The organism is Streptomyces sp. x-80, from assembly GCF_046549095.1.
Lineage (GTDB): Bacteria > Actinomycetota > Actinomycetes > Streptomycetales > Streptomycetaceae > Streptomyces > Streptomyces celluloflavus.
The window spans coordinates 209594-232619 of the sequence record NZ_JAJPWM010000014.1; the positions used below are offsets into that span (position 1 = coordinate 209594).

General features: G+C 69.2%; 25 protein-coding genes and 1 pseudogene. 8 read left to right on the top strand and 18 right to left on the bottom strand.

Annotation, left to right across the window (positions count from 1 at the left end):
* Positions 1–581 precede the first annotated feature (581 nt).
* The gene (locus tag ACLJWH_RS27045) at positions 582–1283 is read left to right on the top strand and encodes a TVP38/TMEM64 family protein (protein WP_411144359.1); all 702 of its coding nucleotides are present in this window, start codon (positions 582–584) and stop codon (positions 1281–1283) included.
* 474 nt (positions 1284–1757) lie between these two features.
* Positions 1758–2630 (top strand): undecaprenyl-diphosphate phosphatase, encoded by an 873-nt coding sequence (locus ACLJWH_RS27050; RefSeq protein ID WP_411144360.1) that lies wholly within the window; start codon positions 1758–1760, stop codon positions 2628–2630.
* Between the two features lie 215 nt (positions 2631–2845).
* Here ACLJWH_RS27050 and ACLJWH_RS27055 read toward each other — a convergent pair whose 3' ends face one another.
* The 13 genes from ACLJWH_RS27055 to ACLJWH_RS27115 form a co-directional block, all read right to left on the bottom strand.
* Positions 2846–3970: a hypothetical protein gene (locus tag ACLJWH_RS27055; RefSeq protein WP_411144361.1), complete on the bottom strand. Its 1125-nt coding sequence runs from the start codon at positions 3968–3970 to the stop codon at positions 2846–2848.
* The gene (locus ACLJWH_RS27060) at positions 3967–4458 is read right to left on the bottom strand and encodes a hypothetical protein (RefSeq protein ID WP_411144362.1); all 492 of its coding nucleotides are present in this window, start codon (positions 4456–4458) and stop codon (positions 3967–3969) included. Before ACLJWH_RS27060 ends, ACLJWH_RS27055 begins: the two co-directional genes overlap by 4 nt.
* A 110-nt stretch (positions 4459–4568) precedes the next feature.
* Positions 4569–4727, bottom strand: a complete 159-nt coding sequence (locus tag ACLJWH_RS27065; RefSeq protein WP_411140227.1) for a hypothetical protein — start codon at positions 4725–4727, stop codon at positions 4569–4571.
* A 143-nt stretch (positions 4728–4870) separates the two neighbouring features.
* Positions 4871–5686 (bottom strand): SAM-dependent methyltransferase, encoded by an 816-nt coding sequence (locus ACLJWH_RS27070; protein ID WP_411144363.1) that lies wholly within the window; start codon positions 5684–5686, stop codon positions 4871–4873.
* The gene (locus tag ACLJWH_RS27075; RefSeq protein WP_411144364.1) at positions 5673–6563 is read right to left on the bottom strand and encodes a hypothetical protein; all 891 of its coding nucleotides are present in this window, start codon (positions 6561–6563) and stop codon (positions 5673–5675) included. Before ACLJWH_RS27075 ends, ACLJWH_RS27070 begins: the two co-directional genes overlap by 14 nt.
* Before the next feature lie 55 nt (positions 6564–6618).
* Complete coding sequence (locus ACLJWH_RS27080; RefSeq protein ID WP_411144365.1) at positions 6619–6765, bottom strand: hypothetical protein; 147 nt, start codon at positions 6763–6765, stop codon at positions 6619–6621.
* A 283-nt stretch (positions 6766–7048) separates the two neighbouring features.
* A complete protein-coding gene (locus tag ACLJWH_RS27085; RefSeq protein ID WP_411144366.1) occupies positions 7049–7360 on the bottom strand; it encodes a hypothetical protein in 312 nt (103 codons plus the stop codon).
* Positions 7357–7689, bottom strand: coding sequence for a hypothetical protein (locus ACLJWH_RS27090; RefSeq protein WP_411144367.1), 333 nt, complete (start codon positions 7687–7689; stop codon positions 7357–7359). Before ACLJWH_RS27090 ends, ACLJWH_RS27085 begins: the two co-directional genes overlap by 4 nt.
* The gene (locus tag ACLJWH_RS27095; protein ID WP_411144368.1) at positions 7686–8513 is read right to left on the bottom strand and encodes a hypothetical protein; all 828 of its coding nucleotides are present in this window, start codon (positions 8511–8513) and stop codon (positions 7686–7688) included. Before ACLJWH_RS27095 ends, ACLJWH_RS27090 begins: the two co-directional genes overlap by 4 nt.
* An 88-nt stretch (positions 8514–8601) precedes the next feature.
* Positions 8602–9774, bottom strand: coding sequence for a helix-turn-helix domain-containing protein (locus tag ACLJWH_RS27100; protein WP_411144369.1), 1173 nt, complete (start codon positions 9772–9774; stop codon positions 8602–8604).
* Positions 9775–10806: 1032 nt separating this feature from the next.
* Entirely contained in the window at positions 10807–11157 is a 351-nt protein-coding gene (locus tag ACLJWH_RS27105) for a hypothetical protein (RefSeq protein ID WP_411144370.1), read from the bottom strand.
* 40 nt (positions 11158–11197) lie between these two features.
* Positions 11198–11434 carry a hypothetical protein gene (locus ACLJWH_RS27110; RefSeq protein ID WP_411144371.1) on the bottom strand — a complete coding sequence of 79 codons (237 nt, stop codon included), beginning with the start codon at positions 11432–11434 and terminating at the stop codon, positions 11198–11200.
* Between the two features lie 14 nt (positions 11435–11448).
* The gene (locus ACLJWH_RS27115) at positions 11449–12045 is read right to left on the bottom strand and encodes a GH25 family lysozyme (protein WP_411144372.1); all 597 of its coding nucleotides are present in this window, start codon (positions 12043–12045) and stop codon (positions 11449–11451) included.
* A 239-nt stretch (positions 12046–12284) separates the two neighbouring features.
* On the opposite strand from ACLJWH_RS27115, the gene ACLJWH_RS27120 reads away from it, so the two are divergent.
* A complete protein-coding gene (locus ACLJWH_RS27120) occupies positions 12285–12794 on the top strand; it encodes a DinB family protein (protein ID WP_411144373.1) in 510 nt (169 codons plus the stop codon).
* 86 nt (positions 12795–12880) lie between these two features.
* Positions 12881–13795, top strand: coding sequence for an IS982 family transposase (locus tag ACLJWH_RS27125; RefSeq protein ID WP_411144374.1), 915 nt, complete (start codon positions 12881–12883; stop codon positions 13793–13795).
* Positions 13796–14399: 604 nt separating this feature from the next.
* Here ACLJWH_RS27125 and ACLJWH_RS27130 read toward each other — a convergent pair.
* On the bottom strand, positions 14400–14882 hold the full coding sequence (locus ACLJWH_RS27130; RefSeq protein WP_411144375.1) for a MarR family winged helix-turn-helix transcriptional regulator: 483 nt from the start codon (positions 14880–14882) through the stop codon (positions 14400–14402).
* Positions 14883–14938: 56 nt separating this feature from the next.
* Here ACLJWH_RS27130 and ACLJWH_RS27135 point away from each other — a divergent pair, with 56 nt between their 5' ends.
* The 3 genes from ACLJWH_RS27135 to ACLJWH_RS27145 all read left to right on the top strand — a co-directional run bounded on the left by ACLJWH_RS27135 (position 14939) and on the right by ACLJWH_RS27145 (position 17670).
* Complete coding sequence (locus ACLJWH_RS27135) at positions 14939–15391, top strand: SRPBCC family protein (RefSeq protein ID WP_411144376.1); 453 nt, start codon at positions 14939–14941, stop codon at positions 15389–15391.
* A 238-nt stretch (positions 15392–15629) separates the two neighbouring features.
* Positions 15630–16784 (top strand): epoxide hydrolase family protein, encoded by a 1155-nt coding sequence (locus ACLJWH_RS27140; protein WP_411144377.1) that lies wholly within the window; start codon positions 15630–15632, stop codon positions 16782–16784.
* A 37-nt stretch (positions 16785–16821) separates the two neighbouring features.
* Complete coding sequence (locus tag ACLJWH_RS27145) at positions 16822–17670, top strand: LLM class flavin-dependent oxidoreductase (protein WP_411144378.1); 849 nt, start codon at positions 16822–16824, stop codon at positions 17668–17670.
* A gap of 417 nt (positions 17671–18087) precedes the next feature.
* Here the strand turns inward: ACLJWH_RS27145 and ACLJWH_RS27150 are convergent.
* From ACLJWH_RS27150 to ACLJWH_RS27165, 4 genes and pseudogenes are all read right to left on the bottom strand, one after another.
* Positions 18088–18303, bottom strand: a pseudogene (locus ACLJWH_RS27150) (GH25 family lysozyme); the annotation flags it as partial.
* Positions 18304–18725: 422 nt separating this feature from the next.
* Entirely contained in the window at positions 18726–19031 is a 306-nt protein-coding gene (locus tag ACLJWH_RS27155; protein ID WP_411144379.1) for a hypothetical protein, read from the bottom strand.
* Positions 19032–19327: 296 nt separating this feature from the next.
* Positions 19328–20023, bottom strand: a complete 696-nt coding sequence (locus ACLJWH_RS27160) for an alpha/beta hydrolase (protein ID WP_411144380.1) — start codon at positions 20021–20023, stop codon at positions 19328–19330.
* 490 nt (positions 20024–20513) lie between these two features.
* Positions 20514–21452, bottom strand: coding sequence for an alpha/beta hydrolase (locus ACLJWH_RS27165; protein WP_411144381.1), 939 nt, complete (start codon positions 21450–21452; stop codon positions 20514–20516).
* 131 nt (positions 21453–21583) lie between these two features.
* Here ACLJWH_RS27165 and ACLJWH_RS27170 point away from each other — a divergent pair, with 131 nt between their 5' ends.
* Positions 21584–22582, top strand: coding sequence for a GlxA family transcriptional regulator (locus tag ACLJWH_RS27170; RefSeq protein ID WP_411144382.1), 999 nt, complete (start codon positions 21584–21586; stop codon positions 22580–22582).
* Positions 22583–23026: the final 444 nt, after the last annotated feature.

The following is a 23026-nucleotide window of genomic DNA, read 5'->3' on the forward strand; positions in this document are numbered from 1 at the left end:
ACTGCTGCGGGGGCAGTTGCGGCTGCGACTGCGACTGCGGGGGCAGTTGCCGCTGCGGCAGCGACTGCGGGGGCCACGGCAGCCGGGAGAACTCCGGCCGGCGCCCGGTCGGCTGCGGCGAGGGCCGCGAGAGAGCAGACGGCAGCCTTCGGCTCGTCCGCGACTGCGGACGAGAACGGAAGGAAGGCGTGCCGGAACATGTGTCACAGCGTGCCCGCCGGGCGGCCCTGCGTCGAATGAATTTCCCGCCGCTCGTTCACCGCTTCCGCCGGCACCGCCGCTACCGACCACTGGTACCCGACCCCGACCCCGGCCCCTGCCCCTGCCCCTGCCCCTGCCCCTGCCCCCGACGATCTGACGGCCCGCCATATGTACCGTCGGCGCCACCGCGCCTACCCCACCCCCTCATCCACTACTTCACCTGCCATCCATCCACGCCCCCGCCCGCTTCCCTGCCTCCCCGGCTTTCACATCTCCCCCTCTCCCCGTTTCCCCTCCCTTCCCCTCCCTCTTGAAGGTGTCGGGACCGTGCCGCGGAGGGACGGCGACCAGTTGACACGCTTGTCGGTTAGGCTCCCGAAATGCTCGAACCCGCCGCAACGCCCGACGGCCTCGCCGCGCGCTGCACGCGTGTGCTCTTCTCCCCCTGGTCCCGGCTCACCCTGCTGCTCGTCCTGCTGGCCTGCGCCGCCATCGCGATGCTGCTGTGGCAGCCGCAGCGTCTGCTGGCCGACGGCTGGCCCGCGCAGCTGTCCGGCCCGACCGCCGTCGTGCTCTTCGCGCTGGCGTATGGCGTGTGCACCACCGCCTTCGTACCGCGGCCGGTACTGAACCTCGCCGCGGGCGCCCTCTTCGGCAGCCAGGCCGGCTTCGTCTCCTCGCTCGCCGGCACGGTCCTGGGCGCCGGCCTGGCTTTCGGGCTCGGCCGGCTGCTCGGCCAGAACGCGCTGCGCCCGCTGCTACGGGCCCGCTGGCTGACCGCGGCCGACCGGCAACTGAGCGAACACGGCTTCCGCTCGATGATGGCCATCCGCCTCTTCCCGGGGCTGCCGTTCTGCGCCACGAACTACTGCGCCGCGGTCTCTCGGATGGGCTGGCTCCCCTACCTCCTCGCGACGGCGCTCGGCAGCGTCCCGAACACCGCGGCATACGTCGTCGCGGGCGCGCGGGCCTCGTCCCCCACCTCACCGGCGTTCCTCATCGCGACGGGCTTCATCGTCCTCAGCGGGCTGGGCGCGCTGGCCGTGGCCTGGCGCAAACGCAAGGCGCTCCGCGGCCGCTGAACGGGCGCGGACACCCATCGCCGTACGGAGACCGGCGCGACCGCCGTTGCACACACCGGATCGCCCGGGACATCGTCAGCCCGGGGCACTGCACGGACGCGATGCGGATTCGCGGCTATCGCGGATGAACGGCGGACGGCCCGCGGACTGACAGACCGCCGGACCGCCTGACCGCCTGACCGCCTGATCGCCGGACCGCCGGACCGCCCAACCGATCGTTGAACCGATGGACCGTTGAACCAATGGACCGTTGGACCGGCCGCGGACCGCTGGAGGGGGGCCGACGACAGATCCGCCACCGAACGGGCGCTGTCCGGCCAGAATCCTTTGGCTTTCCTGACACCTTTGGCCACTACTCTGCCCCCGTCGGCCGATGATCACATCCGCCGCACGGCCTCAGCTGTCCCCTCGTCCATCCCCTGGTCCCCGTCTGCGCCGGCAAGCGCTTGATCACCCTTGGATTGCGTACTTTCCATGACTTGGTTTGAATCCTTCGTCCTCGGACTCGTCCAAGGGCTGACCGAGTTCCTGCCCATTTCGTCCAGTGCGCATCTCCGGTTGACCGCGGCGTTCGCCGGCTGGCACGACCCGGGAGCGGCCTTCACCGCCATCACACAGATCGGCACCGAGGCCGCGGTCATCATCTATTTCCGCAAGGACATCGCACGGATCATCTCGACGTGGGCCCGTTCACTCGTCAACCGGGATCTGCGCCACGACCACGATGCCCAGCTGGGCTGGCTGGTGATCGTCGGATCGATCCCGATCGGCGTCCTGGGCATCACGCTCAAGGACGCCATCGCGGGCCCCTTCCGCGACCTGCGGCTGATCGCGACCACTCTCATCGTGATGGGCATCGTCCTCGGCATCGCCGACCGGCTGGCGGCCCGCGACGAGGCCGGCGGCCGACACCGCGCCGTCCAGCAGCGCAAGTCGCTCACCGACCTCAACGTCAAGGACGGCCTGCTGTACGGCATCTGCCAGGCCATGGCGCTGATCCCCGGTGTCTCCCGCTCCGGCGCCACGATCAGCGGCGGCCTGCTGATGGGCTACACCCGCGAATCCGCGGCCCGCTACTCCTTCCTCCTCGCCATCCCGGCGGTGGTGGCATCGGGCGCGTACGAACTCAAGGACGCGGGCCAAGGCCACGTCGCCTGGGGCCCCACCATCTTCGCCACGGTCATCGCCTTCGTCGTCGGCTACGCCGTGATCGCGTGGTTCATGAAGTTCATCTCCCACAAGAGCTTCATGCCCTTCGTCATCTACCGCATCCTCCTCGGCATCGCCCTGTTCGCCCTGGTCGGAGCGGGCGTACTGAGCGCCGACGCGGGTGAATCGGCGGGGTGATACGCCGGGTTTCGCGGGACTCGGCGGCGCGGAAGCTCGTGGGCGCGGAGGCCAGGGGCCGTTGGCCGGAGCCCATAGTGTGGGATCGGGCTCGGCCGTGGCACGGGGCCTTTCGGACAAGTGGGCAGGGCCACCACCGCAGCCGGAACGACGTGGTCAGTCGGCGGGTGCTTCGGAGACCTTGCTGCCGGACGGGGCTCTTCCGTCTCCGTCGTTCAGGACCCTTCCGACAGGTTCAGCCCCTCCGCCGTCTTGGTGAGGAAGTCGGAGTTGGCTTTTGCGTCGTGTCCGAGGATCACGGTTCGTGTGGGGAGCGCTGTCAGCAGTTCGCGGACGGCTGTGGTCTGTGAGCGGGTGTGTGTGGTGAGTCCGAAGATGTCGGGGTAGCGGTCCTCGGTCTTTCCGGTGAAGAAGTCGTCGTCGGTCAGTGCGGACTCCGGGCCCGTCTCCGGGGCTGTTGCGCTGGGGGTGACCTGTGGGAAGAGCAGGGCGGCTGCGGTGCCTTCGGTGGCGAGGGTCAGGCCGAGCCAGGTGTGCAGCTGGTCGGGGAAGAACTGGGGCTTGAGTTCCTTTCCGGCGTTGTTCCACAGCGGTTCGCGCAGGCCGGCTTTGAGTGCGTCGGTGACGCGCTGGTGCTGGGTGGGGTGCAGTTCGTCGCCGTCGAGCACGCGTTGGCGCACCGGGGTGTAGAGGTCGAGGGCGTCGAGGAGGCCGAAGCCGATGGCGGCGGCGGACGGCCAGGGCAGTACGCGCACGCCGCCGTTGTTGTCGGGGCGGGCGAAGACGCGGTCGTTGGCGAGGAGTGCCCATCCGGCGCGGGCGAGGAGGAGGGCGGTGGTGGTCTTGCCGGCGCCCTTGGGGCCGAACGTCAGGAGCGTCTGGCCGTTCTGGACGACGGCGGAGGCGTGCAGGATGCTCCAGCCGTCCCGTAGTAGTTGGCCGCGGATCATTTCACGGGCCAGGCGGGCGGCGGCCAGTGCCAGGGGCAGGTCGTGATGCCCGGAGATGGTCAGGCGGCTGTGGTCGGGTGCGGCGTCGTAGGAGAGTTGGTCGGCGGGCTGTGCTGCGTAGAGGTGGCCGTCGTGGTCCTGGCCGACGAGGGTGCGGGTGTTCGCGTAGGTGGTCTCGTCGTGCTGGAAGTCCTTGACGATGCCGGCGACGTGGGCTGCGTGTCCGGGGTCTACGTTCGCTACGACAGTCTGGGCCGCTTCCTCGGTGGTGGGGGCGGCGTTCCACCAGGGGCCGAAGTAGCGGCGGGACCATTCGGTGACGGCCGGGCGGTTGCTGGATACCGTCACCTGTGCTTTGCCGGTGGTGATTCGGGTAGCGGTCGTTGTCATGAGGGGCCTCCTGTGAGGTGGCGGTAGGCGGTGTGGAGCTTGCGGGCTGCGGCGGCCAGTTGTCGGGCCTCGCCGGTGCTGAGCTGGGGAAGGCAGACCGTCAGGGTTGCGGCGGTGAAGTGCAACGGGATTCCGTACCAGTTCCCGTCGTGGTTGACGGACAGTTCCTCGATGCCGTCTTGCAGGCCAAGGGTTTTGCGCAGGGCGGCGAGGACGGCTCCGGCCGGGCCGGAGCGGGTGCGGCCGATGCCGGCGTTGATCCGCTGGCGAGGGTGAGGCGGTATCGGGCGGTGTCGGTGTTGGAGCCGACTCCGATCGGCGAGCACGACAACGTCGTCATCTGCGCGTCGGCCACCACCATCAACGGCAAACCCGCCACCATCCCCGTCGAACAGGTACGCAAGGAACTCACCGACCGCCCCCACCCTTCGGCAGCCGGAAGTCTCGGCGAAGAGGCGGGTGAGGATGTCGACCGGATTGGTGACCATCACGGCCACCCCCGCGTAGCCGGTGAATCTCCGGGGGCACCGATCTCTTATCCGGGTGCCGTCCCGACCGGCCGCCAGTACGGGGCCACGGCGACCGGTCGGGAGAGTGCTCACTGGTTCTTGAGGCGGTCCGCGAAGCCCTCTGCGAGGTCTCGCGCGACTTCTCGCTCGCTGTCCGAAAGGCTTGGGTCGTTCGATGCGTTCGTGGCGGCGCCCAGTCCCGCGATCAAAGAGAGGTCACTGTCGTCATCGTCTTTCTGAGCTGGCATGGCACCTGTCCTTTTTCTGTGTCGGTCCCGGCCCGATTGGGCTCGGGGCGGCCTTTCCGTCGCGACGGTGTTGTGATCCGGGCCGGTCTCGGGTCCGGGCGGCGGGCGGCAGCGGTGTTCGACGATTCGGCTGCCGTGACTTGTCACGTCGCTGCTCCGGGCGGAGCGTTCGGGGGCTTCACGGCGATGCCTGCGTAGGCGCCGGAGACATGTGGTGTGCGCTGGGCATGCAGGTGATCGGTGTGCCAGCGCCCTGTGGGCACGACTCCGGGTCCGAGCTGGGGCCACCCGGCGAACAGGGTGCTGATGTGGTCCCGGCTGCGCGGCCGGTAGGCGATCCGGGCCTGGCGGTACAGGGCCGTCACGGTGTCCATTGCGGCTGGGCTCAGGTCGGCTGTGGCGTGGGTGATGGACAGTGCGCTGCCGGGTGGCAGCCATGCCCGCAGCGTGGCGAGGGCCTGGTCGACGGCGTCGTCATCGGCGATGTAGGGCAGTACATCGTGGCTCAGGACGGCGATGGGCCTGTCGAGGTCGAATTCCTGGATCGCCGGCGCGGCCAGGAGGCGCCCCATGTCCGTGACATCTCCCTGGAAGCACGTCCACGTGCCCAATGAGCGGAACAGGGCTTTCCCGTGGGTCACGACGCCCTTGTTGCTGTCCACGTAGACGACGCGGGCACCGGGATGAATCGCTGTGGCCACCTCGTGCACATCCGGCATGTCTGGATCCCACGAGGGATATCCGCAGCCGAGGTCGAGGAACTGGCTGAAGCCGAGCCGGGACAGGCAGGCGGTGGTCAGGGCCCCGTGGACGCGGTTGATCCTGACAGCGGCCGGCAGCCACGGCACCTCGTCGAGCAGCTGGCGGACGAGTTCCCTGTCCTCGGCGTAGTTGTCACGTCCGCCGAGCAGGGCGTTGTAGACGCGGCACCCGTCCGGGGCGATCTCATACCACTCCATGAATGCTCCGCAGCTGTTGGGCGAGTTGCATCGCCGTCGGGCGCCGCGTCGCCTCGGCGGTGAGCACCGTGCGCAGCACCGTCGTGAACGCCGGCCAGACGTCGGTGGTGGCGATCTTGAACCGACGGTCGGCGATCATCTGGCGCAGCACTCTCGCCGCGAAGGCGTGGGGATCTATGGCGGCTGCCTGGTAGTCCAGCGGAAACTGGCCGGTTGCCGCCCACCAGAGCCCCGCGGCCAGGGCGTAGACCTCGTCTCGTTGTGAGGTGATCGCCGGGCGGGCCGCGGCGACGGATGCGGCGGCGAGTTCCGGCGACAGCAGATGTGCCAGTCCGCCGACGTGGACATCGGACGGGGGAAGGTCGCGGGCCCACGACCAGGAGCAGCCGATCAGCTGCACGGGGCCGCCGTCGGTGTGCAGGCTGTGGTGCGGCTGGAGATCGCCGTGTACCCAGCCGTACCAGTGCATCGAGCCAACGGACGTGCACAGGTCCACTGCTGCGTTCAGCGCCCGCTCGTGGCTGTCGGGCTGCCCGTCCCGTATGGGCTGGAAGACCTCCCAGGTCGTCGGGCCGGCCAGCCACGGCCGTATCAGCCAGGCCATGCCCTGGGTGCACCCGTGATGGGTGGTCTTGCCGTATGCCGTCGCCGGGACGCCGGCGGACCGCATGGCCTCCAGCGCTGCGGTCTCGCGCGCCACCACGGCAGCGGCGGGGCCCGGCCCGGTCTTCAGCGCGACGTCCATGCCCGGTCCGGTCACCTGCCACACGGCCTCGCCGCCGCGCCGGCCGACTACGAGCCGCCAGCTCGCCGGCGACCCCGACAAGCGCTCGGCTGCCAGTCGTGCCTCGTCCGGGCACCCCGTCAGATCGTTCATGTCCATCCTTCGCGGTCCTGTGTCGCTTCCGTGCTCGAACGGCGGCGGGTCTGGGTCAGAACTGGTGGCTGCGGAGCACCCCAACGCCGACGACGACCGTGCTGGTCAGCAGGGCCATTGCGGCTTTGAGCGCGACCTTCAGCTGCTCCTTGCGGCGTTTCGCGTCGGGCGGCTTCACGGGCTGCGGCATGGGCTTTCCCATCAGAGAAAGAAGGAGGGAGGGAGGGAGGGAGGGAGACGATTTGGGAGTGGTGGCCGGCCGCCCTCCCGCCTGGGGGGAGGGCGGCCGGGGCGCGCTGCTCGCGTCGTCTGACAGGGACGGCACGGTGGCGCCGCTCCTTCGCCCGCGGCACCCGCGGGCCGGCCCGTGCGACACCTCACGGTGGCCTCGGCGGAGAGGGAGGAGCCCGTCTGAGGTCACCTCCCGGCGCGGCGGGGTTGGGCGCGCCGGGAAGTGACCGGTCAGGGGCTGCGGGTAGGCGGGTTCAGATGCGGGCGGGTGTCGATGCCAGCGTCAGGGTGACGACGCCGACCGCGATGAGGACGACCAGGGCGATCACGGCCAGGCGTTCGCTCACGAGTGGCCCTTCCACAGTGGGCGCCGCCCAGTCGAGGGCCTGCTCGATGGTCTCGGGCACCACGCCGGTCTCGGGAGTGGTGGTGTGGTGTTGGCGGGGCGGCAGGCCCGGCGGAGCAACCCACACCCGCCCCCGCCCCCCGGGGTTCGGCGCGGCCCCGGGGAGCGGTGAGAGCGCGCCCGGCTGGCGCCGAGGCGTCGGCAGCTTCGCGTGATTCATACCGGCACGTCCATCTGATGCAGGAGGTGGACGGTGCAGACGACGAGGTGGTGAAGGTGCGCGGCCGGCCTCGTCCAGGTCTGGTCGTCCAGGCAGTGACGGGCGCTGCTGATCGCCGTCGCGAAGAGGGACCACTCCTGACTGCCACGGTTGAGGCGGTCGGCGCGCTGCTCGGAGACGGGCAGCACCTCGGCGCGCAGCGTCTCCTCGACCATGTGGATCAGCGTCTGCGCCTCGTCGTCCCACACCTGACCGCTCTTGCTGCGCACCCGGGCGAGGTGCACGGTTCGGGCGGCCACGGAGAGGTCGACGCTCACGTCGGCGCTCATTGCACACCCTCCTGCCGGGCGTCCGCGGTCGAGGTGCCGGCCTTGCCTACCTCGGCGAGGTACTCGGTGCTCACTCCTACCGATACGGCCCACGCGGCGAACTCCCCCTGCTCGCCGGGCGTCTCGGCGATGTGCGCGACGGACGGAGCCACCACCCCGTCGGCACCGTCCTTGCGCAGTATCTCGGAGACCGCGAACCACCCCGGGCGCTGCCGACGATGGCGACCGACGCGTCCGACGTCGTGGATGGACCGGACGACGGTCCACAGCCGCGCCGTGGCGTACTCACGCAACTCACCCATGACCGGCGGCGCCTGGTCGGCATCGGCGACATTCGCGTAGAGGACGACCCGCTTACGACGCGGCGCCTCCACGGTGCTCGCCGCAGAGCCGTCTGCGGTAAGCAGAAGCGGGGCCGGTGGGTGGGGCTCGTCGTCGAGGTAGACGGCGAAAGCGTGCACTTCCCGTAGCCAGTTGCGTAGTTCTTCGCGCTCGTGGTCCGTGCCGGCGATCTGCGCGGCGCTGCGGGCCATGAGGCCGTCGGCGCCGCCGTTCGCCGCGTCCGTGGTCAGCAGCTTCGCGGCTTCGCACCAGCCGGGGCGCTGGTGGGGCGGGAGGGTTGTGGGGCCGACGTCGATGCAGGTGGCGACGATGGTCCAGTCCCTCGCGGTGGCATGGGCGGTCAGATCGCTCGTGACCTGGTCCCGGTCACCGTTGGGGACGTTGGCGTAGATGACGACCCGCGTACGGCTCCGGCTGTAGCCGGATGCCGCGTCCGCAATGTCGCGGCGACGCTGCTGGTCTTGCTCGGTCCGGTACGTCATACCGAGAACGTAGGAGCCCGTGAGGTGCCTCTCAATGGCACTTTTTCATGGCCAGCCTTCGAAGTACCAACGCTGCTGCGGCCATTCCCTACAAGGGCACAGCCACAGCATCGGCGAGCAACCGCATCTCTGGAGTCAGAGTTCGCCGCTTCTTCACCACGACGGACACAATGTCGCGGGCATACCTCTGGTTGGCCAGCCACTCTGGGGCCGCTGTATGAACATCTGTCAGGACGCCAACTGCATCGCCGTACTGCCGCATCATCGTGTGTGCCTTGGCTACGTCGAGCCGGTGCCGGTGATACTCAGTGCTCGCGACCTGGCCACCGTTGGTCATCCGGTGAGCTGTCGTCAACACCTTGTCGGGCTTGTCCAAGATGACGTAGCGCTCTGCGTACTTGTAGCCGACGGTGACAGGCCCCCAGGTCGTCAGTCGATCCCGGCCACGCGGCAGCTCCCGCCCCGTCATGACTGCCACTGAGCGCGCCAGGCGCATCGTGTCCTTGGCTTCTCCAGTCCGGTTGTCGCGCAGATTTGCGGCGGACGCCTGGAGCAAGAGCCACCCCCACGCGGCGAGGTCTTCCTGCGTCGCTCTCGACACGCGAGGCTCGACATCGTCGGCCCACCGCGTCGCCAACTGGCGGGCCTCATCCAACCGGCCCTGCCGAAGCAGCAACCAACTCCACGTGGTGACGACAGCAGCGGCACGCAGTCGATCCGGCGCATCGTCCAGGGCACGTTGAAGAGCCGTCTCCGCAGCCTCGAACTGGCGAACCTGAGTCAGTGTCGACCCTGCGATTTGCAGGAGGTGCGCGCGCACATCCCTGGCGCCTGTCGTGTCTCCCAGAGCGTCGGCGTCCCGCAATAGGGGCGCGAGGAGGCCCGAGAGATCGGCCAGGCGGTTGTCAAAATAGGCAGCGCGTACGTCTGCAAGCGAGGCGCAGATCCCTTCGACGGTCGGCGCCTCGGTCGATTGGCGCCCAGCGACCTGGACGGCGAGTTGCACGGCCCGCCATGGCTCAGAGACACCGGTGGCAGACTCACTGTCGCGTTTCAGCAAACTGGTGGTGGGGAGCCGTAGCGCCACTGCCAGGCGTCGCGCCGTCTCCATACGCGTGCCTTCGACTTCGCCCTGCTCCAGTTTGCGGATGAGAGACAGAGACACCCCCGAGGCAGCTGCCAACTCCCGTTGCGACAGGCCGCGGCGCTTACGTACGTCGCGAAGGCGCGGCCCGATGTGCATGTCAGCGTGCTCGTGCATACTGGACTCCGTTCTGACCTCGACACTCAGAACGGTACCCCCGGCTGGCCCGAGGGAGTACAGCGAACGGCCCTCGCCATTGACGAGGGCCGTTGTGTGTCATGTTCTTGGGGTGTTGGACGAATTCCATGGGCGTGCCGTGTCCAGGACAGTGTCAGCTCTACCGTGACCTCCTGCGGTATGACGAAACGCCCCGTCGCCTGCCGAAGCAGGCGACGGGGCGCAGCCGTACTGGCCGGATAGCCATCAGGCCAGGGAACAACCCCGCGGGCGCGGGGAACACAAGGCGATCCGGGAGCGGCGGCCAGCCCCAAAGGGACCATCCCCGCGGGCACAGGGACCACAGATGGCAATTCATCGCGGACAGGTATGCCGCAGGACCATCCCCGCGGGCGCGGGGACCACGGGGCCGATCAGCCGGTGCGCGAGAGCTGGGAGGGACCATCCCCGCGTGCGCGGGGACCACATGAACCTCGGCCGGCTGCCCTCGGAGGACGGGGGACCATCCCCGCGTGCGCGGGGACCACGTCGGCTCTGCCGCATGGCCGGAGGCGCCGGAGGGACCATCCCCGCGTGCGCGGGGACCACCACCTTTCCCGGGCTGAAGGTCGCCGCCAAGGCGGGACCATCCCCGCGTGCGCGGGGACCACAAGGCGCGACCTGCGACTTTACCGTGGGCCGACGCGATTTTTGAGCACTTTCACGAAATCCGACCAACGGGACATAGGGGATACGTGCGTGCGCTCCTCCGACCAGCGGAGTGGGCGCGGCCGAGCTAACCGAATATCCATGCACCGAGCCTACCCTCGTCCCTTCCAGAGCGACGTTCGTAGAAAGGCACCCGCCAACGACGCGTGCCATCGGCTGCCCAGAGGCGGTGGGGGCTCCAAACTCGGCTCCGCCAGCGGATCCATCCACCCGCCGTCGACGAGAGCGCCAACGTCCCCAGCTGTCTCGTCCACCCGCGGTGTCACCGGCCGAGCGTCAGGTAGTTCCCGCATCGTCACCATCCCTATCAGGGCTCACCAGCCTCTACTTGGCGACCACGGCCCACACGGAGATCGCCGCCGCGAGAAGCCCCATCAGCACCGGCACGACCACCTGGTAGAGGCGGACCTGCCGCTCACGTTCGCGCCGGTCCCGATCCGCCAGCTGGTGCGCCTCGAACTCCCGCTCCAGGACACCGCGGGCATCCCGCTCCTTCTGCACATCCCGACTCAGATCGCTGATCCGCTGATCGGTGTACGCAGACTGGAGAGAATAGACCTCGGTCGACACCATCTTGTCCAACCGGGCGTTGATGCCCTGCCCCATCGCCTGGACCTCTTGGCACAGCGCGACGACGGTGCGCCCGATCTCACCAACCGACAGCTCATCGGACACAACCGCCTCCGCTCACATCGCAGTTCAGTTCAACCCGGGGTCAGACGCCCTTGGCGAGGGATGCGCTGTTGCGGATGTCGGCAAGCCGGGCCACGAGGCCCTTGGCGAGGGACAGCGCGGCGTACCACATGGAACCGTCGAGGGGCTGGGTGACGGCGATGCCGCCGATGAATGCCTGGAGGAATGTGGAGAGGATGCGTTCGACGAGGTCGCGGCCGAACGTGCCGGCCGTCTTGAGGACGGTGTCAGCGGACGGCAGGGAAAGGGGATCGCTCATGGGGTGTGCCCTTCTCAAGAGGTGGTGGTGAAGCCATGCGCCGTGCCCAGACGGGTCAGTGACGTCACGCCGGGGATACCGTCGGCGTCGCGACCGCTGTAGCCGTACCGGCGCTGGAGCGCCGCGAAGGCGGCCACGGTCTTCGCACCGAACGAGCCGTCCACGTACGTGGATGCCAACAGCCCCTCCGCCGCCAACGCCTGCTCCACGCGCAGCACCTCGTCGCGGTAGGTGATGTGGCCTTCCGCCGCCGGCGGGTCCGTGCGGGCCGCGGCGACGACATGGGCCAAGGACACCGTCGGCCGGCCGGTGCCGCCACCAGGCGGCGTGCCCGCACCGCCGGATGCCCACTTCCACAGCGCAGCCCGGTCCGCGAACTGACCGACGTTGGTGTCGAGGGGCCGGTCGGTGTGCTGGTGGAACAGCCACTGCGCCGTGATCCGGGGGCGGCCTGCGGTGACGTAGTCGGCGATCCACAGGGCGTCGCCAGCGTTGCTGGTGTGGTCGCGGTTCTTCCAGTAGTCGAGGTTGCAGTAGAGGCCGACGCGGTGCGTCGAGCCGCGGAGCCGCTTCACCTCGGCAAGGAACGCGTCCTTCTGCGCGCAACTCACTCCGGAGTCCTCCCAGTCGGCCCAGAGCGGGTCCCCCCCGACGGACGCGCAGCGCTCGACTCTAGATGATCGATTCCAAGGGGTAGCTGCGGCTGTGGGGTGACCGATGAGCCTTGCTGATTCCTGTGACCGGCGACCTCCGTGGTGACAGTCGGATCCGGTGGACGGCCCTTGTCTGGGGACAGCCGACGGGAGTAGATACTGGCCCTGAATGCAGGCACGGATGAGGAGCACGGCCAGTGACCAGCGACAGTCGTATAGGACCGCCCAGTTTCGGAAGCGAACGCGACATGCTGCGGGCTTTCCTCGACTACCACCGCGCGACCCTCGCCATGAAGTGCGAAGGGCTCACCGACGAGGAGCTGCGGCAGCAGTCGATGCCGCCGTCCACGCTTTCGCTGCTCGGTCTGGTACGGCACGTGGCGGAGGTGGAGCGTGCTTGGTTCCGTCGAGTGTTCGAGGACAACGACGTGCCCATGGTCTGGTCCGACAAGATCGACTTCCAGGCGGCGTACGACGCGAGCGCGTCGACCAGGGACGAGGCGTTCGTAGCCTGGGAGGCCGAGGTGGAGAACTCGCGCCGCATCGAGCGGGAGGCTGAGTCCCTGGACGTGGCCGGGTATCAGCCAAGATGGGGCGAGGAGGTATCACTGCGGATGGTGATGGTGCACGTGCTCCTGGAGTACGGCCGCCACAACGGCCACGCAGACTTTCTGCGTGAGGGTGTCGACGGAACCGTGGGCGCCTGAGTCCACAGGAGTCACCGATCTCCAAATGCTGATCTATTCCAGAGAATCGCCCGCATGTCCGGAAGGACCGAGCCCAACCTCGGTGTATGAAGACGGAGTTGGACCACCTCGCCACCGCACTCTATGTGAAGACCGATGATCTGCTGAAGGATTCGCCGCAGTTGGCCCCGTGGCGGCCGGCCGTGGGCATCGCGCCGCGGCTCAGCGACGCGGAGCTGGTGACGCTGGCGATGATCCAGGCCATGCTGGGGTTCACCTCCGAGGCCCGGTGGCTGCGGCACGCCCGCGCTCATCTGCGGCACCTGTTTCCCTACCTGCCCCAGCAGCCCGGCTACAACAAGCGACTGCGCAAGGCCGCGGAGCTGCTGCGCCGGGTGGCCCGGATGCTGGCCGTCGACACCTCGGTGTGGAGCGACGACGTGTGGATCGTGGACTCCACTCCAGTCGAATGCGGACGCTCACGGAAGACCGTCAAACGGTCCGACCTCGCCGGATGGGCCGAGTACGGCTACTGCGCCAGCCACAGCCGCTTCTTCTGGGGGCTTCGGCTGCACCTGGTCTGCACGCTCCAGGGGCTGCCGATCGGCTTCGCCCTGACCGGCGCGAAGGCCGACGAACGTGAAACGCTCCTGGACCTGCTGGCCGCCGAGGACGACCTGGTCGCCCGCAGGCCCGGGCAGACGCTGATCGGCGACAAGAACTACTTTGGCCGCGCCTTCGAACGCGAACTGGCCGAGCGGAGCATCCAGCTGCTGCGGCCGACCCGCAAGGGAGAACCGGAACGCTCCGGCACCCCTTTGTTCAAGCCGTTGCGGCAGATCATCGAGTCGGTCAACGAGTCCTTGAAGGGCCAGCTCGCCCTGGAGCACCACCGCGGCCGCACGCCCGGCGGCGTCATCACCCGCGTCATGCAGCGCATCCTCGCGCTGACCGCCGCGATCTGGCACAACGACCAGACCGAACAATCCGTACTGAGGTCACTGACCGCCTACGAGCACTAACCACAGACCCCTTGGAATCGATCATCTAGGGACCGCATTTCCGTGAGCACTGGTTCCTGCGGTGATGGCGTTTTCCGCACGCGCTGAGCACTGCTCGCGGGTGGGGATCATGAGCAGAACGGTTGATTGGGATGCCACCGGTGGTCGCTCTGCGTAACGTCTGATCTGGGCATGCCGCCGTCGGGCGTGAGGGCGCTGACAGGAGCGTATGGCGGGCGGCTTGGGCACGAGGGCGTCCTTCCGCGAACTGAACGAGCGGCGATGGAAGGACAATGATCCGGAGGATCCCCGGTTTCGCTAACCGGGGATCCGGTGCTAAAGGTGGCAATGCGTGCGCAGGAACGGCCCAGCAGCAATGCGCTTCGGCTGCCCGACCATTCCTGCTGAACTCCCTTATTTCGTCGCAGAGGTAAGCGTGACGAGGGGGATCGCCCTCATGCCCTGCGCTGGAGTTCTCCACGCGCTCGATCTACGGACCTCTTCGACGATCCGCGCCCAGGTCTGACCGGTTTGTCGGCCGGGTCGGCGAGGTGGGTCCTGGTGGCGGTCCCGCGGGGGATCTGTGCGTCGAGATCCCCTGAGTGCTGGCGCGCCATTCGATGGGTCAGGGTAGTTCGGATTCGAGGCGGCGCTGCAGCTCACCGAGGGTCTCGCGTGCGAGGTTGAGCCTTTCCGGGTCGAGACCTTCGGTGGTGCGCAGGGCCAGCTGGGTGTAGGCCGCCTGCATCCTGTGCAGTGCGGCGCGGCCGGTCGGGGTGACCTCGAGCAGCTTGGCCCGCTGGTGCGCGGGATTGGGCCGGTAGCAGGCGAGTTCGTCCTCGACGAGCAGGTCCGCGACGCGCTGGACTGCCTGTCGCGTGTGGCCGAGCCGGCAGGCGATGGCCCCGACCGGGGCGGCTTCGTGTTCGACCTCGGCGAGGACCTGCCAGCGCGCCAGACTCTGGCCGGTCGGCCGGGCAATGCCGTTGCCGATTGCCTCGACGACGTCGGCGAGTCTGCCGACCTGGTCGATCAGTGCGCTGTAGGCATCACAGGCCCGGTCGCCATCCTTGACAACATGTTGTCGTGTAGCTACCTTCTCGGACATGGCAACATGTTGTCATGTTGCGCTTCGGGCCGCAATGAGCGAATGAGGAGTACCGCATGTCCTCCGTACCCCGCCCCCTCTTAATCTCACGCAGCATCGTCATCGCCGCACTGCCCTCGGCGGTGTTCTCGGTGCTCGCCGATCCGCACCGCCACGCCGACTTCGACGGCTCAGGCACCGTGAAGAACGCGGTCTCGGGACCCGACCGCCTGGGCCTGGACGACACGTTCAAGACAGCCATGAAACTGTTCGGTGTGCGCTACCAAATCATGAACAGAGTGGTCGAGTTCGAGGCGGACCGGCGCATCGCGTGGTGCCACTCCGGCAAGCACCGCTGGCGCTACGAACTCGAAGCCGTCGACGGCGCCACACGGGTCGTCGAGACCTGTGACTTCTCCACCTCGCCTGTGCGCGGGCTGCTCCTGCGCACACCGTGGCCCCGCTGGAACGCCGAGGGCATCGAGAAGACCCTGCCGCGGCTCAAGGCCCTAGTCGAGAACGGCGCCTGAACCGACAGCCGGGGGCGCAGCCCGACCCACCTGCCGCGGCCTGCCGCAGTCGACCACACACCGTACGGTCACCCCGGGTACTCGGACTGCCGGGACCATCGCACCACTTCGACATGCTTCCGCGGAACGTTCGCATGTCGCCGAACCACGGCGCGCAGAGGCGAATGCTGCCGCGGGCCCAACACCACCCTCAGCGGCGTGCCGCCGCAGTGTGCACTGCACAACCCAGGAGAGTCGCATGGCATCCGAACCCCGCCCCTTCCGGATCGACACACCCGAAGAAGATCTCATGGACCTCGCGGAGCGCCTGGACCGCACCCGCTGGCCCGATGAGCTGCCTGGGGCCGGCTGGTCCCATGGCGTCAACAGGGCATGGCTGCGGGACCTGGTCGGCTACTGGCGCGAGGGCTACGACTGGCGAGCGCACGAGGCGGCGCTCAACGCGCACCCCCAGTTCACCACCAAGATCGACGGGCAGAACATCCACTTCCTGCACGTCCGTTCCCCCGAGCCGGACGCGACACCCCTGATCATCACGCACGGCTGGCCCAGCACGATCGCCGACTTCCAGGCGATCATCGGACCGCTCACCGATCCCCGCGCACACGGAGGCGACCCGGCCGACGCCTTCCACGTCGTCGCGCCCTCCCTGCCCGGGTACGCCTTCTCCGGTCCGACCCGCGATCGCGGCTGGGGCGTCCACCGCACCGCCCGCGCCTGGGCTCAGCTCATGAGCGACCTGGGGTACGAGCGCTACGCGGCCCAGGGAGGGGATTTCGGCAGTCTCATCGCGCCCGAGCTCGGCCGGGTTGCCGCGGAACGGGTGATCGGAGTGCACGTCAACGCATTGGCCTTCGCCGCGTGGCCCATGTCCCCCGACGAGCTCGACATACTCGGCGAGGCCGATCGCGAACGGGCGCTCACCCACGAGCGCTGGTGGTACGGGCGTTCCGGCTACATGCACGAGATGAGCACCCGCCCACAGACGATCGCCTACGCGCTGAACGACTCGCCGGTCGGTCAACTGGCCTGGAATTCTGAGTGGTTCGTCGACTACGACCCCACCGCGACCAAGCACACCGCCATCGACCGGGACGCGATCCTGACCAACGTCACCATCTACTGGCTGACCAGAACAGCGGGCTCGGCCGCACGCCTCTACTTCGAGGCCGGGACCGAACTGCCGGCGAGAAGGCCGTCGCCGTCGGGCGTCCCGACAGCGGTGGCGAACTTCCCCGGGGACCACGCGATCCAGGACCTGGCGAAAAGGTCCCACATGATCACGCGCTGGCGAGAGTACGAGCGAGGCGGGCACTTCCCCGCCCTCCAAGCACCCGAGCTACTCGTGGCCGACATCCGGGAGTTCTTCCGAAGCCTGCCCGGCAAACCCTGACGCAGGACTGACCCCACCAACAACGTAAGGAACCACTGTGCAGATCGGCATCGGACTTCCGAATCAGGTCCGCGATGTCACGGCGTCGGCCCTTCCCCGCTGGGCGGTCCGGGCCGAGGAAGCGGGGTTTTCCACCCTCGCCACGACCGGGCGCTACGCATACCCGGGCGTGAGCGACACCGTCGCGCTCGCGGCCGCGGCCGGGGCGACCACCACGATCGGACTGCTCAGCGCGGTCCTGCTGGCCCCGACGTGGCCCGGTGCCCTGCTGGCAAAGGAGATCGCGGGCATCGACGGTGTCTCCGGCGCCCGTCTCACGCTCGGTGTCGGCGTCGGGTCGCGCGAGGACGAGTTCACCGTGCCCGGGTACGACATGCACGGTCGTGGCGCGCGGTTGGAATCCGACCTGGCGACGTACCGCGAGATCTGGAGCGGGGCGCCGGTCGGCAACGGACCGAACCCGGCCGTGCCGTCGGGCACCCGGCAAGTCCCCATGCTGTTCGGCGGGTACTCCGCTCGTGCGCTGGACCGCATGGTGCGCTGGGGAGAGGGCTACATCGGCGGTTCGCTGCCTCCGGCCATGACGGCGCCCAGCTTCGAGGCGGCGAAACGGGCCTGGCGGGAGGCAGGCCGCCGGGGCGCCCCGAAACTCGTCGTCCTCACCTATTTCGCACTGGGCGACCCCGAGGCCGGACGGGCGAACATCGAGGACTTCTACCGGCTGGCCCCCAAGGACATCGCCGCCAACGCGGTGCTCCGCACCACCCGGGAGACGATCGAGCGGTCCATCACGGAGTACACCGACCTCGGTGTGGACGAGATCATCTTCGTTCCCGCCACGGACGACCTCGATGAGGTCACGAGGCTCGCCGACATCGCCACCTGAACAGCTGTCAGGAGCCGACCTTCAGCAAGACCTTCAAACGTTCTGTGAGCATCACCGAAAGTGACGAGTGAGGGTCTGCCTTCTTGGGTGGGTGTGCGCCAGTCAGGAATGGTCCGAAGAGACTCCCTGAGGTCGCTCAGGGTGCACAGTGTGCCAGGCATCCCAGATCTCTTGGCGGAGCCTGCCCCGTTGCGAATCGTCGAGGTCTTGGCGGCGAGCTCAGGCTCGGACTTCCGCGATGGCTGGCACCGGCAGTTGTGCAGCATCGGCCTGCCCGGGGCGAAGTCCGCACACAGCTCCGCGTCCAGTGCCAGCGCAGCGTCGCCGAGCCGGTACCGCTGCCCATGATCGCGCGGAAATGCTCGAACAGTGCTCGTGATCACGCGGAGGTGTTCACGAAACCGCGGAACCTAGATCGACGAAGTACGCGGCCTGCGCCGCCATGTCGCCCGGCCGCAGGAAGTGGTAGAAGCCGACGACCAGCCCGTTGCGGCGCGCGTGGGCGGCCTGGGCGGTCATCCGCGGGTTGATGTACGAGGTGCCCTCGGTCGCCTTCACGAAGACAAAGTCCAGCCCCTTCGTGCTGTAGGCGGCCGGTTGGTACGACGATACGTCGATCCCCTTGACGGTCATAGTGGTTGCCTCCTGGCATGAGAAAACGCCCGGTGCGGGGGCACGCGGGCGTTGGGTGGGCGGTGGTAGGTCAGGCATCGTCGTCCGGGGTGACGCAGAACATGAAGGGGTGGCCGTGTGTGCCGGTCAGGGGGCAGGGCCGACGGCGGCCGGCACGGTTGTGGGTACGCCAGTTGCCGATGTCGAAGCCAAGCCCCTCATGCGCCCGGGGCGGACTTCGTGACCTGGGGTTTCAGAAGGAAGCGCCGCCGCTGAACAGGGCCTGGGCGAAGCTCGTCCGAATGTGCCGGGAAGGAGCGCGCTGAGTGGGCGGGCCGCTGACTGCGGTTGCCCTGGCCGTGCTGCCGCTCGTCGAGGAGATCGGCGGGCGGCAGTGCGCTCCAGAGTGGTCCACTGAGCGCCTGCCGTGTCGTGCCCGTGGGTTACTCCTCGAAGAACTCCCGTACCACGCGCTTGGCTGCCTCGTCGGCTGCCGCAGCGGGTGACAGCTCGCTGAGCGTGTCCAGGTCGGTGTCCTCGCTGAGCTCGGTTTCCCAGGCGGCGGCCAGCTGTTCCTGTCGCTCACGCGGCTGCGCCCGGACCTTTTCGAGATGGGCGGGGCTGAGGGCGGCGAGAAAGCGGGTGAGTTCGTCGTCGACGGGCATGGGGGCCTTTCCGGAGCAGGGGTGCGGGTTCACCAGTAGCTGTTCCAGGGGGACGGACAGGGTGCGCGGAGTAGGGGCGGGCACCACCCGAACGGGGGCCCGGCCGCCCCCCCCGGGAACTCGGGGCGGCACGCGATGCGCCCGTCCCGCCGACCGGCATGAGCGTGCCGAACCCTGGCGGCGGTGCGGCGGGCCGGTCGTCCTGGCCGTGGCCACCGACCGGAAAGGACGCTGGTGGCGGGCCATGAAGTGGTTGGCCATGGAGTGCTTGGCCGTGGAGTGCTTGGCCACCAACCGATTCTCGACGTGTTGGTCGTCGTGAGCCGCGTACGCCCGGAGCAGGAGCGTTCGACGATCCGCCGGCACGCGGCCGGTCGCCGTCACAGCCCGAGGATCAATTCGCGTACGGCGGCCGGCTGGGAGAGGAACGGGTGATGGCCGGCGTCGAGTTCCACGACGTTGCCCGCCCTGTCGGCGTACTCGCGTTGCAGCTGGGCGGGGGTGCCTCTGTCCTGGGCGCAGACGAGGTATGTGGAGGGCACGTGCCGCCACGCCGCCGCCTCCACCGGCTGCTGGAGAACCGCCAGGCTCTGCTGGGCCGTCCTGTCCGCGGCCTGTCGCTGAATCTGCGGATCGCAGTCCTGGAGGAACGTCCCGGCCAGTGCGTCGCGCCGGACGGTGAAGGTGCCGGCCTCCGGATCGATGTCGAGAAACGGGGCGGGCTCCTCGCCGCCGAACGAGGAGAGGCTCTGCCCGACCTCCGGCAGGTAGCTCGACACGAGCAGCAGGTGGTGGACGGCGTCGACGCCCGCGGCTGCCTCCGCGGTGACGATCCCGCCGTAGCTGTGGGCGACCACGACGGTCGGCTCGTCGTTCGCGGTCAGTACGCGCCGGACCGCGGCGACGTCCTCGGCCAGCCCGGGTCCTCCCGCGCCCGCCGGCTCACCCGTCTCGCCGCAACTCGGCAGGGCAGGCGCCTCGCTGGCGACACCCCGCTCGGCCAGCAGCTCACCGGTTCGGTGCCACCACCACGAGCCGTCCTTGACGCATGCCCCGTGCACGAAAACGACCCTCATCATGGCCTCCTCGTCCTCATCGATGTTGTCTCCTTCACGAGATCGGGCGGACCGATGCGCAGTGGCCAACGAGCAAGGCAGCTGAGCTGATTTGACCCATTCTGGGCGTAGTGTCGTAGGGGTGGGGCTGCGCCACAGGGTAACGCCGTGGACTCCTGCTCGGCTGTCCATCACGTCACCTCTCCGGCGAGCTCCTGGGCCCGATGCCGGGCGCAGGAGCTCCCGGTCGGAAACGCCCGACGCCGCACGACGAAGCACTCCCCCGCGCCTTCGGCGGAGCTGAGGCGTGCCGTACGGAACCATCCGGAAGCCCGAGGCGCTCGCCCAGGCGGAGAGGCTCGCCGAGGACGACCCTCAGGGAGTGCGCCAGGTCTTCACCGCCGTCGCCCACCTCGCCGACAGCCCCCGGCCCGAGGGCGGGCAGCCCGCACCCGGCCTTGCCGTACGCCTGGTCGGCAGCATGAAGACGTGGGCGGTCCGGCGGAGGTATTCACTGGTGGAGGGCTTCGCGGAGGGCCCGCACCTGGTCGGCCAGGTTGCGTTCGCTGATCCGGGCCTTCGGGAACAGCACGTCGAAGCCGTGCACGGCGCCGGGGGCCTGGATCAGTTCGGTGGTGACCCCGGCGGCGCTCAGCCGCTCGGCGTAGCGCCGGCCTTCGTCGCGCAGTGGGTCGACCTCTGCCACGACGACGAGGGCGGGAGGCAATCCGCTGAGGTCGGCGGCCTCGGCCGGGGAGGCGTAGGGCGCAGGGCTGTTGCCGCCGGTGTAGTGGCGCCAGGCCAGCTCCACCGCGGCTCGGTTGAGGACCGGTGTGTCGGTGCATTCCCGCAGCGACGCACTCGTCATGCCGCCGTCCACGGCGGGGTACAGCAGCAGCTGGAAGAGCAGCCGCGGTCCGCCGAGATCGCGGGCGCGCAGGGCGGTGGCGGCAGCGAGGTTCCCGCCGGCGCTCACTCCCGCGACGGCGATGCGATCCGGGTCGCCGCCCACCTCTGCCGCGTTTCCGGCGAGCCAGGTCAGGGCCGCGTAGGCGTCATCCGCCGCGGCCGGATACGGGTGTTCGGGCGCGAGGCGGTAGTCGACGGAGACGACGACGGCCTCGGCGTCCCGCGCGTACCGCAGGGCGTGCTCCTCCTCGGCCTCGGGAGAGCCGTAGGTGAAGGCGCCGCCGTGCAGGTAGAGGACGACGGGCAGGGTGCCGTCCGTGGCGGGCCGGTAGACCCGCAGCCGCAGCTGCCCGCCGGGGCCGGGGATGAACAGGTCCTCGGCCCGCACCCGGTCGTCGGCGGGCGTCTCGGGGCGCTCCCGCAACGGCCGGTACCGCTCGGGAACGGCAAGGACGGAATCCAGGCCGTAGAGGGGGAAAACCCCTGCGTCGGACGTGTCGAGCAGCGATTGGATCTCGGGATCGACAGGGGGAACGGGCATGACGGGACGCCACCTTTCGTGGGGAGGAATGTCGTCCGCGGAACTGCGGAACCGCGCGACTGCCGTCAGTCTCTTGCCTCCACGCGCACGGCAGAAGTGGCCCAGGGGCCACTATCTGCAACTATCGGGCCATGACTGTTGCAGCCCCTCATCAGGTGGTGGTCCTCGCGATCGCGCCGGTGGTCGCCTTCGACCTCAGCATCCCGGCCCAGATGCTCGCCACGGTCGCCTCACCTGGGCCGGGTGCGGCGTACCGCGTACGGACGGTCACGCCGGACGGCGCCGCGGTGCCGACGGCGAACGGGTACGACGTCATGCCCCAGGGAGACCTGTCCCTGCTGGCGCACGCCGACACCGTGATCGTTGCGGGCACCCGCTCTCCGGACCTGCTCGACGACGGCGTACTGGACTCCCGCATCGCGGAGGCGCTGCGGTCGGCCCGGCTCCGGGCCCGGATGGTGTCCCTGTGTACCGGGGCGTTCGTTCTCGCGGCCGCCGGATTGCTGGAGGGGCACCGGGCCGCGACGCACTGGCGCTACGCCGATCAGTTCACGCGGCTCTTCCCCGCGGTCGACCTCGACATCAATCCGCTGTATGTCGCCGATCGCGGGGTCCTGACGTCCGCCGGCGGTGCGGCGGCCATCGATCTGTGTCTGCACCTGGTCCGGGAGGACCACGGCAGCTCGGTGGCGAATCAGGTGGCCCGGTACAACGTCGTCGCGCCCATGAGGGAGGGAGGGCAGGCGCAGTACATCGATCAGCCGGTGCCGCAGGACGCGGGAATATCGACGGCCGGGGCGCGGGCGCTGATGACGGAGCACCTGGACCGACGGCTGTCCCTCAAGGACCTCGCAGCGCACTGCCACATGAGCGTACGGACGTTCACCAGGCGGTTCCGGCAGGAGACAGGTCTGTCCCCGGTTGAATGGTTCGCCGCCGCCCGCGTGAAACACGCCCGTTACCTGCTGGAATCGACGGACCTGCCCGTGGATGACATCGCCGCCGAGACCGGCCTGGGCAGCGGCACGAACCTGCGGCAGCACATGCGGCTCGCCCTGGACACCACCCCCTCCGCCTACCGGCGGGCCTTCCGCTCGACCACCGCCACGCGCGCGGAACCCCGGCCGTGAAGTGCACACCGTTTGCGCGGTGACCGACCTTCGTCACCGCCTGGACGGGGCCGGCGGGTCCGGGCGCGGCTGCGGCGAGGATGCTCTCCCACCGGGCCAGGATGCTGTCGTCGGCGGCCGGGGCGGCAAGTCCGGCTCGGCCGTCATCGGGGTGATCGCGGTGCCGGGTCCGAGCGGGTCGCGGTCGTCCCGCCGCGCCGCCTGGGTCCGGGCCCGCTTCTTCAACTTGCGGGGGGGCGCCGTTCGCGAGGGCCACCGTTCGCGGGGGCCACCGTTCTTCTTGGCCGCCTCCCGGGCCGCGACCAGGGCCTGGCGCGCGAGGTCGGCGGCTGCGCATCCGATACGGATCACTTCTCTCCCCCACGGCGCTGCACCGTCGTTTCGGGCGGGGTCCGAACCATTGCCCGTGCCTCTGCCGGGTGCCAGCATTCCCGCCATGTCCGC

Bases quoted from the DNA above. Each gene is read 5' to 3' on its own strand.
- ACLJWH_RS27065 (WP_411140227.1), bottom strand. From the start codon at position 4,727: ATGCCAGCTCAGAAAGACGATGACGACAGTGACCTCTCTTTGATCGCG.
- ACLJWH_RS27125 (WP_411144374.1), top strand. From the start codon at position 12,881: ATGAAGACGGAGTTGGACCACCTCGCCACCGCACTCTATGTGAAGACC.
- ACLJWH_RS27075 (WP_411144364.1), bottom strand. From the start codon at position 6,563: ATGAACGATCTGACGGGGTGCCCGGACGAGGCACGACTGGCAGCCGAG.
- ACLJWH_RS27140 (WP_411144377.1), top strand. From the start codon at position 15,630: ATGGCATCCGAACCCCGCCCCTTCCGGATCGACACACCCGAAGAAGAT.
- ACLJWH_RS27100 (WP_411144369.1), bottom strand. From the start codon at position 9,774: ATGCACGAGCACGCTGACATGCACATCGGGCCGCGCCTTCGCGACGTA.
- ACLJWH_RS27130 (WP_411144375.1), bottom strand. From the start codon at position 14,882: ATGTCCGAGAAGGTAGCTACACGACAACATGTTGTCAAGGATGGCGAC.
- ACLJWH_RS27085 (WP_411144366.1), bottom strand. From the start codon at position 7,360: ATGAATCACGCGAAGCTGCCGACGCCTCGGCGCCAGCCGGGCGCGCTC.
- ACLJWH_RS27135 (WP_411144376.1), top strand. From the start codon at position 14,939: ATGTCCTCCGTACCCCGCCCCCTCTTAATCTCACGCAGCATCGTCATC.
- ACLJWH_RS27165 (WP_411144381.1), bottom strand. From the start codon at position 21,452: ATGCCCGTTCCCCCTGTCGATCCCGAGATCCAATCGCTGCTCGACACG.
- ACLJWH_RS27070 (WP_411144363.1), bottom strand. From the start codon at position 5,686: ATGGAGTGGTATGAGATCGCCCCGGACGGGTGCCGCGTCTACAACGCC.
- ACLJWH_RS27160 (WP_411144380.1), bottom strand. From the start codon at position 20,023: ATGAGGGTCGTTTTCGTGCACGGGGCATGCGTCAAGGACGGCTCGTGG.
- ACLJWH_RS27090 (WP_411144367.1), bottom strand. From the start codon at position 7,689: ATGAGCGCCGACGTGAGCGTCGACCTCTCCGTGGCCGCCCGAACCGTG.
- ACLJWH_RS27110 (WP_411144371.1), bottom strand. From the start codon at position 11,434: ATGAGCGATCCCCTTTCCCTGCCGTCCGCTGACACCGTCCTCAAGACG.
- ACLJWH_RS27045 (WP_411144359.1), top strand. From the start codon at position 582: ATGCTCGAACCCGCCGCAACGCCCGACGGCCTCGCCGCGCGCTGCACG.
- ACLJWH_RS27095 (WP_411144368.1), bottom strand. From the start codon at position 8,513: ATGACGTACCGGACCGAGCAAGACCAGCAGCGTCGCCGCGACATTGCG.
- ACLJWH_RS27080 (WP_411144365.1), bottom strand. From the start codon at position 6,765: ATGGGAAAGCCCATGCCGCAGCCCGTGAAGCCGCCCGACGCGAAACGC.
- ACLJWH_RS27170 (WP_411144382.1), top strand. From the start codon at position 21,584: ATGACTGTTGCAGCCCCTCATCAGGTGGTGGTCCTCGCGATCGCGCCG.
- ACLJWH_RS27050 (WP_411144360.1), top strand. From the start codon at position 1,758: ATGACTTGGTTTGAATCCTTCGTCCTCGGACTCGTCCAAGGGCTGACC.
- ACLJWH_RS27060 (WP_411144362.1), bottom strand. From the start codon at position 4,458: ATGGTCACCAATCCGGTCGACATCCTCACCCGCCTCTTCGCCGAGACT.
- ACLJWH_RS27055 (WP_411144361.1), bottom strand. From the start codon at position 3,970: ATGACAACGACCGCTACCCGAATCACCACCGGCAAAGCACAGGTGACG.